The 14219-nt window shown below is 74.7% G+C and carries 8 protein-coding genes; 3 read left to right on the forward strand and 5 right to left on the reverse strand.

Annotated features, from left to right (window positions below; translation table 11 throughout):
• Positions 1 to 24 precede the first annotated feature (24 nt).
• The 3 genes from GBN72_RS03410 to GBN72_RS03420 are packed head-to-tail and all read right to left on the reverse strand — an operon-like array spanning position 25 to position 3861.
• Positions 25 to 1227: a glycosyltransferase family 2 protein gene (locus tag GBN72_RS03410; protein ID WP_151770107.1), complete on the reverse strand. Its 1203-nt coding sequence runs from the start codon at positions 1225 to 1227 to the stop codon at positions 25 to 27.
• A gap of 13 nt (positions 1228 to 1240) precedes the next feature.
• Positions 1241 to 1969 (reverse strand): GTP cyclohydrolase II, encoded by a 729-nt coding sequence (locus GBN72_RS03415; protein WP_439959728.1) that lies wholly within the window; start codon positions 1967 to 1969, stop codon positions 1241 to 1243.
• Entirely contained in the window at positions 1966 to 3861 is a 1896-nt protein-coding gene (locus GBN72_RS03420; protein WP_246212232.1) for a WD40 repeat domain-containing protein, read from the reverse strand. Before GBN72_RS03420 ends, GBN72_RS03415 begins: the two co-directional genes overlap by 4 nt.
• Positions 3862 to 4106: 245 nt before the next feature.
• Between GBN72_RS03420 and GBN72_RS03425 the strand changes: the two genes are divergently transcribed.
• Entirely contained in the window at positions 4107 to 5921 is a 1815-nt protein-coding gene (locus GBN72_RS03425) for an ABC transporter transmembrane domain-containing protein (RefSeq protein WP_151770109.1), read from the forward strand.
• Positions 5918 to 7699 (forward strand): ABC transporter ATP-binding protein, encoded by a 1782-nt coding sequence (locus GBN72_RS03430; RefSeq protein ID WP_151770110.1) that lies wholly within the window; start codon positions 5918 to 5920, stop codon positions 7697 to 7699. The genes GBN72_RS03425 and GBN72_RS03430 overlap by 4 nt, the downstream gene beginning before the upstream one ends.
• A 53-nt stretch (positions 7700 to 7752) precedes the next feature.
• Here the strand turns inward: GBN72_RS03430 and GBN72_RS03435 are convergent, their stop codons facing one another.
• Positions 7753 to 8694, reverse strand: a complete 942-nt coding sequence (locus tag GBN72_RS03435; RefSeq protein ID WP_151770111.1) for a LuxR C-terminal-related transcriptional regulator — start codon at positions 8692 to 8694, stop codon at positions 7753 to 7755.
• Between the two features lie 730 nt (positions 8695 to 9424).
• On the opposite strand from GBN72_RS03435, the gene ggt reads away from it, so the two are divergent.
• Positions 9425 to 11209, forward strand: a complete 1785-nt coding sequence (gene ggt / locus GBN72_RS03440) for a gamma-glutamyltransferase (RefSeq protein ID WP_151770917.1) — start codon at positions 9425 to 9427, stop codon at positions 11207 to 11209.
• A 24-nt stretch (positions 11210 to 11233) separates the two neighbouring features.
• On the opposite strand, the gene GBN72_RS03445 is transcribed toward ggt, so the two are convergent.
• Positions 11234 to 13951: an ATP-dependent Clp protease ATP-binding subunit gene (locus GBN72_RS03445; RefSeq protein ID WP_151770112.1), complete on the reverse strand. Its 2718-nt coding sequence runs from the start codon at positions 13949 to 13951 to the stop codon at positions 11234 to 11236.
• Between the last annotated feature and the right edge of the window lie 268 nt (positions 13952 to 14219).

Genomic DNA, 14219 nt, shown 5'->3' on the forward strand with positions numbered 1-14219 from the left:
CTGACCGGGTGATCCGGACGTTCGTCAACGGACGGGGGGAGGGCCGAAGGCGGTGAGGCTGCCGATCGGCGCCTCGGGCCGCCAGGTGAGCATCGGCGGATGCACCCCGGTGGTGTTGCCCTGGGCGTCGACGATCCCCGGGGTCACCGGGTGCTCCATGTGGAGCAGCGGGTCGTCGAAGTAGCGGAACGCGGTCGCGCGCTGCAGCCGCAGGACGAGGTCCAGGTCCTCGCCGCCCCAGCCCTCGTACCGCTCGTCGTAACCGGCGACGGCGTCGAACACCTCGCGGCGCAGCCACACGCACATGCCCGAGGCCCGGTGGACCAGGAAGCCGCGCACCCGGCCGAGGTCGACGCTCGCCGCACCGTGCGACAGCCGCTGTTCGACCGCCCAGCGGGTGGACCACGTGTCGAGGTAGAGCAGGTCGGTGAAGGGCAGGAACGCCCCCACCGACGGGCCGGAGAACCGCCGGGCGTTGCGCTCGACGAAGTGCCGGTCCACCAGGGCGTCCGCGTCCAGCACGCAGACGAAGGAGGCGCCCGAGACGGAGTTGACCACCGCCGCGTTGACGGCCCAGGACCGGTTGAAGGGACCCGCCTTGTACGCGTGGAGGTACTCGTCGGCGCGCGGTTCGATCTTCGCCCGCCACCGCTGCTCGGTGTCGCACTCGATGACGGTCACCGCGTAGTCCGCCGACGGCGCCGACTGGTCGCGCAGCGCGTCCAGACACGCCAGCAGGTTGCCGAGGCGTTCCCCGGTGGCACTGGTGTCCCGGAAGGGGATGACCACCTGGACGACGGCGCCCCCCGCCGTGCCCGGCGCGCCGTCCCGGGGCGGCACGGCCCGCCGGGGGCCGGCCGGCTCCGGGTGGCCCGTGTGGTCGTCGCCCAGGTGGTAGCCGATGCGCGAGGTGGCGTTGACCTCGCCGACGGCCCGTTCCAGGGCGTCGCGGAACGCCGGGCCGGCCTCCAGGGCGCGGGCGACGGCCTCCCGCAGCCGCCGGTGGGCCCCCGCGTCACGGGGCGCACCGCGCAGCGCGCGGGTGGCGTCGGTGACCGCCGCGTCCGGCCCGGGGTCGAGCAGGCCGGCCACGGCGGTCAGCCCGGGCCTGGCGCGGTGCATGTAGAAACGGTTGGCGTCGCCCGCCGCGTCGTCGGCGAGCAGGACGACGCTGTCGGCGGCGCGGCGCGCCAGGTCCGTCCCTGCCATCCCGAACTGCTTGAGCACTGCGGTCCTCTCCTCAGGCACTCGGCGCGATCGAGGACGTAGGGCGGTCCACCGTGATGGCGTGCCCCATCCTGATCCGTTTCGTCTCCAGGTAGTCGACGTTCTCGGGGCGGACGAACACCCCGGTGGGCACCTGCTCCGACACCTCGATCCCGCAGGCCCGCAGGCCCTTGACCTTCTCGGCGTTGTTCGTCACCAGCGCGACGTCGCGGTGGCCGAGGGCGTCCAGCATCTGGCCGGCCACCTCGTAGGAGCGGCCGTCGGCGGGGAAGCCCAGCCGCACGTTGGCGTCCACCGTGTCCGCCCCGGCCTCCTGGAGCGCGTAGGCGTCGATCTTGTTGTAGAGCCCGATCCCCCGCCCCTCCTGCCTGAGGTAGAGCAGCACGCCACCCCTTCGCTCCATCAGGCCGAGCGTCTCCGAGAGCTGCGGACCGCAGTCGCAGCGGGCCGAGCCGAACACGTCGCCGGTCAGGCACTCGGAGTGGATGCGCACCAGCGGCCTCGCCGTGTCCGGCCGCCACACCAGCGCGACGTGTTCACGCCCGTCGACGAGGCCGTCGAAGGTGACCAACTCGGCGGGGCGCGTCCCCGGCAGGGACTGCCGGGGGAGGGCGACGCGGCGGCGTACCGCGGCCCGGCCCACCACGCGCAGTCCCGCGGCGGCGGTGGCGCGGTCGCCCCCGCCCGCGGCCGTGAGCCCCGGCGCCTGCGGCTCGACCGCCGCCCCGGCCCGGGCCGTCACGGGCGCACCCCGTCCGGCGCGGTGAGCTGCGGGACACCGGCCGGCGTGCGGGGCGTCCGGCCGCCGTCGGGTCCGGACCCCCACAGCAGCACACGGTTGTCCCAGCCGCCGGTCACCGGGGTGTCCCCGAGCCAGGCGACGGTGCTGACGGCGTTGGTGTGGCCGGCCAGCGTCTCCACCGACCGCGCCTGCCAGGTCCCGGGATCGACGGTCCACAGCCGCGCGGTGAAGTCGTAGCCGCCGCTGAGCAGGACGGGCGCGCCGCCCGGCTGCCACGCCACGGCCTTGACCGACTCGTCGTGCCCGGTGAGCACACCGAGCAGCGCGCCCGACTCCAGGTCGTACAGGCGGATCGTGCGGTCCCGTGAGGCGGTGGCGAGCACGTGGGTGGAGCCGACGGTGGTGACCGAGCCCGAGTTGACGAGTTCGCCGTGACCGGTGAAGGAGCGGATCAGCTCCCCGTCCGCGGTGATCAGGTGCGCGGTGCGGTCGGTGGAGACGGTGACCAGGCGGTCGTCGCCGAGCCAGCTGAAGTCCTTGATGGACCCGTCGTGGCCGTGGTACCTGAGCACCGGGGTCAGGCGTGTGCCGTCCCACCGGTGGATGCCCAGGGCGCCGCTGTAGTCGGCGACCGCGAGCCGGGTGCCGTCGGCGGACCAGCCGACCCGGTTGACCGGGTGGCCGAACTCCTCGGCGGCCAGCTCCCGGTCGTCCCGGTCGGCGTCGGAGAGGGAGAGGACACCGACCCGGCCGCGGAACGTGCCGTAGGCGCACAGGTCGCCCGAGGCCGTGAGCGAGACCGCGTTGACCAGGCTGCCGTCGCCCACGGGCACCCGGAGCGGAGCGCCCGCGCCGTCGGCCGCGGCCCAGACGGACACCCGGCCGTCGTCCCCGCCGGAGGCCAGCAGGGCGCCCGCCGTCACCAGGTGGTTGACCCCCGCCGTGGTCGAGGTGGGCGTCACCTCGAAGGTGAGGCCGGCCTCGTCCGGCGCCTGCTCGGGCACCGTGAGCAGCTCGGCGGCGGAGCTGATCGTGCCGACGATCAGCGACGCGCCGTCCGGCGACCAGTCGAGCGAGCGCGGCCACAGGTGCGGCCCGTACCACCGCGACAGCTCCCGGCCGTCGGCACGGTTCCAGATGCGCACCGTGCTGTCGTACGCGCCGACCGCGACCCGTTCGCCGCCCGGGGACCACGCGACCGACTTGACCGCCGCGTCGTAGGGGCCGAGCTTGGACACCAGCTCGCCGTCCGGGCGCAGGATGTGGACGTAGCCGTCGTCGCAGGCGGCGGCGAGCAGTTCGCCGTCGGGCGACCAGCGGCACATCTCGGCGTGACCGCTCTGGTCCAGGGTGCGCACCAGCGTGCCGTCACCGGACCAGATGCGGATCCTGGCGTCCTCGCCGCAGGTCGCCAGCGCGTCCGGTCCACCGGCGTCGACCGACATGCAGTGGTCGGCATGGGTGAGGGTGACCTCCGCGAGCGTTCCCGTCGCGATGTCCCACACCCGGCCGGTCCCGTCCTGCGACACCGTCACCAGGCGGTTCTCGTCGATCCAGGCCACCGCGTTGACGTCGTCGGGCTGCCGGGAGAGCACGTTGACCAGACCGCCGTCGGCGGTCCGCCACACCCGGCAGACCTTGTCCGCCCCGGCGCTGGCCAGCAGCTCGCCCGACGGGGAGAAGCGGACCGTGTTGACCAGCCGTTGGTGATGGCGCACCCATCGGATCCTGCGGGTGTCGCGCTCCCAGACGACGACCCTGCCGTCGTAGCTGCCGGTGGCGTAGCTCTTCCCGTCCGCGCTGAACGCGACCGTGGTCTGCGGCGACGCGTGGGCCGGCGGGGTGCCGGTGGTGGTGACGACGGATTCCAGGGGGACGTGGACACTGTGCACGGAAGGCTCCTGTCGGTAGGGCATCCCAGCGGGGGCGGACACGCCGAGGAGCGGCGCTCCACGGCTCGTGGCAAGAATGCGGGACGGCGCCCGGGCAGGGACCCCCCACAAAGCTGCGGTGCAACTTCCTGCCGACCGCCGTGGAAGGACACGCCGAGGAGGCAGGGTGGACACAGCCCGGCCCGTCACCCCTCGTGCCCCGTCACCCCCGTGCCCCGCCCGCCCTCGAGACCCATCGGGATGCCATGTCGCTGCGCGCACTGCCCCATGCCGATCCCGGCGTCCCCGACGTCCGGTCCGGTCCGCGTCTCCTCCTGTGGCTGGAGAGGCGTCAGTGGCGCGGACAGCTCGCGGCCGGACTGTGGGGCCTGCTCCACCTCGCGTCCCTGGCGGCGCTGCCCGTGGCGGTGGGACGCGCCGTCCAGGCGGTGGCCGACCGGTCGACGGGCGCGCTCGCCGCGGCCGCCGGATGGCTCGTCGTGACGGGAGCGGTGGCCGCCGTCGCCGACACGATGCTGCAACGCGCCGCCGTCACCAACTGGATCACCGCCGCCACCCGTCTCCAGCAGCTGCTCTCCCGCAAGGCCGCCGAACTCGGCACGGTGCTCGGGCGGCGGGTGGCGGCGGGCGAGGTGGCGACCGTGAGCACCAACGACGTGGAGAAGATCGGGTGGTTCGTGGAGACCACGGCCCGCTTCTCCTCGGCCCTGGCCGCGGTCACGGGGGTGGCGGTCACGATGGCCGTCACGCAGCCGGAGATGGCGTGGATCGTGGCCGTCGGATGCCCGCTGATGACGCTGTCCTCGCTGCCGCTGCTGCCGTACGCGACCCGGCGCGCCGACGTGCAGCGGGCCAGGGCGGGCCGGGCCACCGTCCTGGTCTCCGACACCGTCGCCGGCCTGCGGGTGCTGCGCGGCATCGGGGGCGAGGAGCTGTTCCTGCGGCGCTACCGCCACGCCTCCCAGGAGGTGCGCGGTGCCGCCGTGCACAGCGCGCGCATGTGGGCGCTGATCGCCGCCGTGCAGGTGGTGCTGCCGGGCCTCTTCCTGACCGCCGTCGTCTGGCGCGGGGCGCGTCTCGCACTCGACGGGAGCATGCCCGTCGGTGAGCTGATCGCCTGCTACGGCTTCGCCGCCTTCCTCGTCACACCGCTCAGGAGCTTCGAGGAGATGGCCATGGCCTGGTCGTTCTCCCGCCCCTCCGCGCGCCGGGCCGCCCGGCTCCTCGCCATGCGGCGGCAGTCCGAGCCGGCGGCCCCCGGGTACGACGTACTGCCGGACGGCGATCTGTTCGACCCGGTCACCGGGACGCTGGCCCCCGCGGGCCTGCTGACCGCCGTGGTGTGCGGCGACCCCGACGCCGCCGGGCGCCTGGCCGACCGGCTCGGCGGGCACGACCCGGTCGCCCGCGCCGCCGGGGAGCCGCCCGCCCTCCTGGCCGGCGTCCCCCTCGACGCGCTCCGCCTCGACGACGCCCGCACGGCGGTGCTCGTCCAGGACAAGGAGACGACGCTGCTGTCGGGCACCCTCGCCGAACTGCTGGACGTGCCCCGTTCCGGAGCCGTGACGGCGCGCCGGGCACTCGAGGCGGCGCAGTGCGCGGACGTCCTGGAGGCCCTGCGCAAGTCCCTGCCCGCGCCCCGCCGCGACCTGCCCGGCCCCCGTGACGACCCGATGGCCGCGGCCGTCACCGAACGCGGCCGGTCGCTCTCCGGAGGCCAGCGCCAGCGCCTGGCACTGGCCCGCTCCCTCGTGGCCGACCCCGGCGTCCTGGTGCTGGACGAGCCGACCAGCGCCGTCGACTCCCACACCGAGGCCCGGATCGCCGACGGCCTCAGGGAACTCAGGAAGGGCCGTACCACCGTGGTGCTCACCTCCAGCCCGCTGCTGCTGGACCGCGCCGACCGCGTGGTGTACCTGGCCGGCGCGACGGCCGTCGCCGCCGGAACCCACCGCGAACTGCTGCGCACCGAACCCGCCTACCGGGCGGCGGTCGGCCGGACGGCGGACGAGCGGCCCCGCCGCACCGCCGGCGAGAGGGAACTGGAGGAACCGGCGTGAGAGGCGTCCGTCCCCCGCACGACGACCCGGCGGCCTCCCGGCGGGCGACGTCCCTGCCCGTCGCCTCCCCAGCGGCCGTCCGGCGCCACATCGGCACGCTGCTGCGGCGCCACCGCAGGGAGTTCGCCCTGCTGGTCGCCGTGAACGCGGTGGCCGTCGGCGCCTCCATGGCGGGTCCCTTCCTGCTCGGCCGCACGGTCGGGTCCGTCGCGGCGGGGCGCGAGGTGGACCTCGCGCCCACCGTCGGCCTGTTCCTTGCCGCGGTGGCGGTCCAGGGGCTGTTCACCTGGCAGGTGCGCCTGCGGGGGGCGGTCCTCGGCGAGCGCATGCTGGCCGAGCTGCGGGAGGAATTCCTGGTGCGCGCCGTGGGACTGCCCCCGGAGGTGCTGGAGGGCGCCGGCACCGGGGAGCTGCTGTCCCGGGTCACCACCGACGTCGACCGGCTGTCCGGCGCCATGCGCGAGGCCGTGCCCCAGCTGGTCATCTCGGTGATGTGGGCCGGTCTGCTGCTCGGCGGACTGGCGGTGACGTCACCGGTGTTCGCGCTGGTGACGCTGCTCGTCCTCCCGCTGCTGCTGGTCGCCTGCCGCTGGTACTTCCGCCTGGCGCCCGGCGCCTACCGCTCGGAGACCGCGGGATACGCCGACGTGTGCGGAACGCTGGCGGAGTCGATCGACGCCGGCCGGACCATCGAGGCCCACCGGCTCGGAAGCCGCCGGGTGGCACGGTCCGACGGGCGCCTGCGGGTCTGGACGGGCTGGCAGCGGTACACGATGTGGCTGCGCACCGTGTTCTTCCTCGCGGTCCACGCCACCCACACCCTGATCCTCACCCTCGTCCTGCTGATCGGCGGCTGGCTGACCCTGCGGGGCCGGCTCACCGTCGGCGAACTGACCACCGGGGCACTGCTGGTGCAGATGCTGGTCAACCCCGTCGACATGATCCTGCGCTGGTACGCGGACCTCCAGGTGGCCCAGGTGTCGCTCGCCCGGCTGATCGGGGTCCACGAGATCGAGGCCGGCCAGGGCCCCGGCGGCCTGGCGCCCCGCGGACGGGAGATGGCCGCCGAACGGGTCCGCTTCGGCTACACGCCGGGCAGGGACGTGCTGCACGAGGTGTCGCTGCGGATCCGGCCCGGCACGCGCGTCGCGCTGGTGGGCCCCTCGGGGGCCGGCAAGTCGACCCTGGGCCGGCTGCTGGCGGGGATCCACACCCCGAGGACGGGCGAGGTCACGCTCGGCGGCGCCCGGCTGGCGGAGATGCCGGCCGAGCGGATCAGGGAACACGTGGTGGCGGTCAGCCAGGAGCACCACCTGTTCGTCGGCACCCTGCGCGACAACCTCCTGCTCGCCCGCCCCGCGGCGGCGGACGACGCCCTGTGGGACGCGCTCCACGCCGTGGGCGCGGCGGACTGGGCGCGCGCCCTGCCGGGGGGACTGGACACCGAACTCGGCGCCGGCGGCCTCACCCCCGTCCCCGCCCGGGCCCAGCAGATCGCCCTCGCCCGCCTCGTCCTGGCAGACCCGCACACCCTCGTCCTCGACGAGGCCACGTCGCTGCTCGACCCGCAGGCCGCCCGGGAGCTGGAGCGCTCGCTCGCCGCGGTGCTGGAGGGCAGGACCGTGGTGGCCATCGCCCACCGCCTGAACACCGCCCGCGACGCCGACCTGGTCGCCGTCGTCGAGGACGGCCGCATCACCGAGTACGGCGGACACGACCGGCTGATCGCGCGGGGCGGCACCTACGCCGCCCTCTGGCGGTCCTGGCACGGCCGGTGAGCCGGCCGGGCGGCCGGGCCCCGGCGGGCGCGGGCGCCCGCCGGCAGGTCACCTCAGGCCGGAAGCCGCACGGGAGGACCGAGCGCCTCGGCGGGCGGGAAGGACGCCCCCAGCTCCCTCTTGGCGAGCAGATAGCCCATCTCCGTGCGGTTCTTCGCCCCCAGCTCGGCCTTCAGACGGGCCACGTGTTCCGCCGTGCTGCGCTGCGAGAGCCCCAGCTTCTTGGAGATGTGCTTGTCCGGGTGCCCGTCGATCAGCATCTGGATCAGCGCCTTCCGGAACGGCGTGCTGACGTCCCCGGCGGCGCGTGCCGCGTGCGTCGGACGGAAGGGGTGGCCCGCCGCGCGGGTCCAGTGACGCTCGTACAGGTCCACCAGGAACGAGACGGTCACCGGGTCGGTGACCACGGTGTTCCTCGTCCGGAGATCGGGCGTCAGCAGGAAGGCGGCCTGGCCGTCGACCACCACGAGCTGGTTGAAGAAGTCGTCGAGCGTGCGGATCTCGCCGCCCGGGGCGTCGATCCGCCGGACGAAGCTCTTGACCGACTCGTTGTAACGGGCCGGATGCTGGCAGAGGACCTTCACCCGGGCGCGGCGGGCCAGGACGGCCCTGCTGACCTCCGCCAGGTTCTGCAGGTAGGGGTCCGGGGGGACGGCGCCCGGCAGCGCGATGAGCACGTCCCGCCGGGCCCGGGCGATCTCGCGCAGCACGGCCTGGGAGGACACGGTCGCCGGCCCCGGCGGGTCGGGCTGCGAGCGCACCAGCGAGAGGATGGCGAGCGCCCGCTCCTCCAGGTCGTGGGAGAGCGCGTCGGCGACCGCGTGGTGGGCTATGCGTTCGGCGACCGGGACGAAGCCGCCGGCGGTTCTGCGGAGCAGCCCCAGGGACACCAACTGCTGCAGGGGTGTATGGTCCTGCCAGAACGTCAGTGCCCTGCCGGACAGGGCGTCGCGCAGGACGTCGGATGCGGATGACGCTAGAGCGGTGGCGTCCATGAATCTCCTTCTCCACTGCGGTGCGGGCGGCGTCGGCTCGGGCGGATGCCGGTGAGGAGTCCAGAGGCGGCTGCGGGCGGGACGTCGGCGGCCTGACGACGGACCACGGGCTCCGCCGCCGTGCCGGCCGCGGCCAGGTACGCCTCCCTCCCCGTGGCCGCGACGACCGTCCTGGCCCGGCATGGCCGAAAACCTTACGAACCTTCACATGATCATCAGTGGCCGACAAGGACGCCTCACGGGCCGGTGATTCATTCCGGCCACACCGCCCGCGCCCGCGCGAACGGGCCTTCGGGGAACGTAGTAAGCGTTTTCCCGATACGGGCGGGAACGCGCTCGCGGATGCCCGGGCCGCACCGCCCGGGCCGCGCCCACTGGTCACCGGCCCGGCGCGGCGCCAGGACGGACGAGCGGCAGGCCGCAGGGGTGTCCCGGCATGCGGAGTGCCGCCGTCCGTGAGGATGTCCGGAACCGTCGGCGTGGCCCCGTGCGTGCTGCGGCCCCGCTCGTCCGTCCCTCCGCCGAAACTCCAGCCGTTCTGTGGTGAACTCCTGGTCGACGCCCGCCTCGGCGTTCGAGCGCGCCTCTGAAATGTGCACGGCAATTTGGGCTAGGCTGCGGCGATTACCGATGACCGGAGGTAAAGGTGCGTCATTCCGCCACACCCCTGCCCGTCACACGGAACACGACCCGGGCGCCGGCAGGGCGCCGGGCGACGAGGCCGGCGGTCCTGGCCGTTACGGCCGCCCTGCTCTCCACCCTCACCGTCGCCGCCCCGGCGCAGGGCTCGCCGGCCGGCCGCCCCGGTGAGACCCCCGTCAAGACGCCGGTCGCCACCGGGTACGGCGGGGCCGTCTCCAGCGTCGACGCGGACGCGACCGCGGCCGGGCTGGAGATCCTGAGGAAGGGCGGCAACGCGGTCGACGCGGCCGTCGCCACCGCCGCCGCGCTCGGCGTCACCGAGCCCTACTCGGCCGGTGTCGGCGGAGGCGGCTACTTCGTCCACTACGACGCGCGGACGCGTACCGTGCAGACCGTCGACGGCCGCGAGACCGCGCCGCTGAGCGCCGGCAGCGACCTGTTCCTGGAGGACGGCAAGCCGATCCCGTTCGCCGAGGCCGTCACCAGCGGCCTGAGCGTCGGCACCCCCGGCACCCCCGCCACCTGGCAGACCGTCCTGGACAAGTGGGGCAGCAAGCGGCTCGGATCCGTGCTGGCGCCCGCCGAACGGCTGGCCCGCGACGGCTTCACCGTCGACGAGACCTTCCGCGCGCAGACCGCCGCCAACGAGGCCCGGTTCCGCAACTTCCCCGACACCGTGGACCTGTTCCTCCCCGGCGGACAGCTCCCCGTGGTCGGCTCGACGCTGAAGAACCCGGACCTGGCCCGCACCTACGCCCGGATGGCCCGGGAGGGCGCCGGCGTCATGTACCGCGGGCCGATCGCCGAGGACATCGTCGAGACGGTCAACCACCCGCCGGTGGACCCCGGTTCGGCCCACCGGGCACGGCCCGGCGACCTGACCGGGCGTGACCTCGCGCGGTACCGGGTCAGGGCGCAGGCGCCCACCGAGGTCCGCTACCGGGGCCTGAAGGTCTACGGCATGGCCCCGTCGTCCTCCGGCGGCACCACCGTCGGCGAGGCCCTCAACATCCTGGAGAGCACCGACCTCTCCAGGGCGACCGAGGAGCAGTACCTCCACCGCTTCGTCGAGGCGAGCCGGATCGCCTTCGCCGACCGCGGCCGCTGGGTCGGCGACCCCGCCTTCGAGGACGTGCCCACCGAGGAACTGCTCTCCCAGGAGTTCGCGGACTCCCGCGCCTGCCTGATCAAGGACGACGCGGTGCTCACCAGCCCCGTCGCCCCCGGCGACCCGCGCGATCCGCAGGCCTGCGCGAGCGGCGGCGAGGCGGCGCCGACCACCTACGAGGGAGAGAGCACCACCCACCTGACGGTCGCCGACAAGTGGGGCAACGTCGTCGCCTACACGCTCACCATCGAGCAGACCGGCGGCAGCGGCATCACCGTCCCGGGCCGCGGCTTCCTGCTCAACAACGAGCTGACCGACTTCTCCTTCGCCCCCGCGAACCCGGCCGTCCACGACCCGAACCTGCCCGGTCCGGGGAAGCGGCCGCGGTCCTCGATGTCCCCGACGATCGTGCTCGACGGCAAGGGCAGGCCGGTACTGGCACTCGGCTCACCGGGCGGCGCGACCATCATCACCACGGTGCTGCAGACCCTCACCGGCGTGGTCGACCGGGGCCTGCCGCTGGTCGACGCCATCGCCGCGCCCCGCGCCAGCCAGCGCAACGCGGCCCGCACCGAACTGGAACCCGGCCTGTACGACAGCGCGCTGCGCGGGCGGCTCGAGGCCCTCGGCCACGTGTTCAGCCGCAACCCGGAGATCGGCGCCGCCACCGGCGTGCACCGGCTGCCCGACGGCCGCTGGACCGCGGCGGCCGAGACCGTACGCCGCGGCGGCGGATCCGCCATGGTGGTGCGGCCCGCCGGCTGACGGACCGCACCCGCGGGGCCCGGGTCAGGAACCCGTCCCGCCGGAGCCGCCGAACGGCGCCTCCGGCGGGACGTCCTGCGCGGCGGACGCGGTCGAACCGCCGCTCTCCACGCGGAAGGCCGGACGGTCGTCCGCGCCGACCTCCACCGTCACCCGGCCGCCCGTGGACAGGCGGCCGTCCAGCAGCATCCGGGACAGCTCGTTGTCCACCTCACGCTGGATGGTGCGGCGCAGCGGGCGGGCGCCGTACTCCGGCTGGTGGCCGTGACGCGCCAGCCAGTCCACCGCCTCGTCGGTGAACCGCACGGTGACGTCCTGCGCGCGCAGCCGGCGCCGGGTCCGCTCCAGCATCAGGTCGGTGATCTGCCGCAGCTGGACGTCGGTCAGCTGGCGGAACACCACGATCTCGTCGATCCGGTTGAGGAACTCCGGCCGGAAGTGCTGCCGCAGCGGGCGCAGCACCTGCTCCCGGCGGGCCTCCTCGTCCGCCGCCGCGTCCGCGGCGGCGAAGCCCAGCGTCCCGCCGCCCCGGACGATCGCCTCCGAGCCCAGGTTGCTGGTCATCACGATCACCGTGTTGGTGAAGTCCACGGTGCGGCCCTGGGAGTCGGTCAGCCGCCCGTCGTCCAGCACCTGGAGCAGGATGTTGAAGACGTCGGGGTGCGCCTTCTCCACCTCGTCGAGCAGCAGCAGCGAGTACGGGTGACGCCGGACCACCTCGGTGAGCTGGCCGGCCTCCTCGTGCCCCACGTATCCGGGCGGCGCGCCCACCAGGCGGCTCACCGTGTGGCGTTCCTGGTACTCGCTCATGTCGAGCCGGACCATCCGCTCCTCGCTGCCGAACAGCGCCTCGGCGAGGGCCCGGGCCAGCTCCGTCTTGCCGACGCCGGTCGGACCGAGGAAGAGGAAGCTGCCGATCGGCCGGTCCGCGCCCGCCAGACCGGCACGGGCCCGCAGCACGGCGTCCGACACCGCCCTGACGGCCTCGTCCTGGCCCACCACCCGGTCGTGCAGGTGCTGCTCCAGGTGCAGCAGCCGCTCCTTCTCCTCGGCGGTCAGGCTGGACACCGGGATGCCCGTCTGCCGGGAGACGACCTCGGCGATCGACTCCACGGTGACCACCAGGTTCTGGCCCTCGTCCGGCTGCTCGTCCTGGCCCGCCGTCTCGATGCGCGCGCGGACCTCCTCGATCCGGTCCCGCAGCCGCGTCGCCTCCTCGTACTGCTCGGCGGCGACCGCCTGGTCCTTGTCGCGGGTCAGCTGCTCGGCCTCCCGCTGCAGCGCGCGCACGTCGGTGCGGCGGCCGCGCGAGCGCAGCCGGACCCGGGCACCGGCCTGGTCCATCAGGTCGATCGCCTTGTCCGGCAGGAACCGCTCGGTGAGGTAGCGGTCGGAGAGCTCCACGGCCGCCACCAGCGCCTCGTCGGTGTACCGCACCTGGTGGTGGGCCTCGTAGCGGTCGGCGAGGCCGCGCAGGATCTCGATCGCGTCGGCGACCGAGGGCTCCGGCACCATGACCGGCTGGAAGCGGCGGGCCAGCGCGGCGTCCTTCTCGATCCGCCGGTACTCCTCCAGCGTCGTGGCGCCCACCACGTGCAGTTCGCCGCGGGCCAGGGCCGGCTTGAGGATGTTGCCGGCGTCCATCCCGCCGCCCTCGCCCCCGCCGCCCGCGCCGACCACCGTGTGCAGCTCGTCGATGAAGACGACCAGCTCGTTGGGGTGTGCGCGGATCTCGTCGATGATGCCGTTGAGCCGCTCCTCGAAGTCGCCGCGGTAGCGGGTGCCGGCCAGCACCCCGGACACGTCCAGGGCGACCACACGGCGTCCGGCGAGCACGTCGGGGACGTCGTCGTCCGCGATCCGCTGGGCCAGGCCCTCCACGATCGCGGTCTTGCCGACGCCGGCGTCGCCGATCAGCACCGGGTTGTTCTTGCCGCGGCGGGAGAGCACCTCGACGGTCTGCTCGATCTCCTCGTCGCGGCCGATCACCGGGTCGATGCGGCCCTGACGGGCCAGGTCCGTGAGGTCACGGCCGAACTGGTCCAGATAGGGCGTGTTCATGCCGTGCTGCGGCTGCTCGGGGTGGCGGCCCACCGCGGTGCTTCCGGAGGGCCCGCGCCGGCCCGCCGGGGAGGACGGGTCCTGGCCCTCCGGCGGGGGAGTGGGGGCGAAACGGGCCGTGCTGAGGATGTGCCCGGCCGCCGAGTCGGGGTTGTCGGCCAGCGCGCTCAGCACGTGCTCGGGGCCGATGTAGCCGTCGCCGCGGCTGCGCGCCAGCTCGTGCGCGTCCAGCAGGGCGCGTTTGACCGCGGGCGTCATCACCACCGAGGCCGGCGGCGTCTCGTTCCCGGCGGGGGCGGCGGAGCGGCTGTCGATGTCCGCGGCCAGCTCGTCCGGGTCGGCGCCCGCCCGGGCGATCAGGCCCCGGGTGGGCTCGATGGCCAGGGCGGCGCGCAGCAGGTGCTCCGTCTCCAGGTCACGGCTGCCGTGCTCGGCGGCGTAGGCGGCCGCGGCGCGGACCAGGTCCTGGGCGGGACGGCTCATCAGGCGGCCGATGTCCACCCGCCGGGGCGGCGCGCCGTCACCGCCCCCCTGGCCACCGCCCTGGCCCGCCTGCGGGCCGGCGCCGGAGCCCCGGGCCGAGGGGGAGGGGCCGAAGAGGCCACTGCTGAAAAGGCGTGCGAAGAACTCTGCGAAGGGGTCCGAGCCGTAGCCCTGCGGACCCGGGAATCCGCTGGTCATCAGCCATCCGTTTCGGCGCGCCCCCTGCATCGCGCGGGCGCACGAGGTCGACGGTCCGTGCGCCCGCCGGGTGCCCCCGAGGCAGGGGGCTACACCTGGGCCGCGGGGCGGCGGGCGCCGGCCGTCACCGCCCGCAGGCGGCGGACCACGCCGCGTCCCGGCCGGAACTTCGGAACCGGGCGGCGCCGGTTCCAGGGGCGACGACCGAGGGAGGTCCCAGGGGTGCCGGACCTGTGCGACGCGGGGCGCGACCGGGAGGTGCGGCTGC

It is taken from the genome of Streptomyces abyssomicinicus (assembly GCF_008974245.1).
GTDB lineage: Bacteria > Actinomycetota > Actinomycetes > Streptomycetales > Streptomycetaceae > Streptomyces > Streptomyces abyssomicinicus.

Excerpts from the sequence above, each read along its gene's own strand:
- GBN72_RS03435 (WP_151770111.1), bottom strand. The coding sequence starts at position 8,694 with ATGGACGCCACCGCTCTAGCGTCATCCGCATCCGACGTCCTGCGCGAC.
- GBN72_RS03445 (WP_151770112.1), bottom strand. The coding sequence starts at position 13,951 with ATGACCAGCGGATTCCCGGGTCCGCAGGGCTACGGCTCGGACCCCTTC.
- GBN72_RS03425 (WP_151770109.1), top strand. The coding sequence starts at position 4,107 with ATGTCGCTGCGCGCACTGCCCCATGCCGATCCCGGCGTCCCCGACGTC.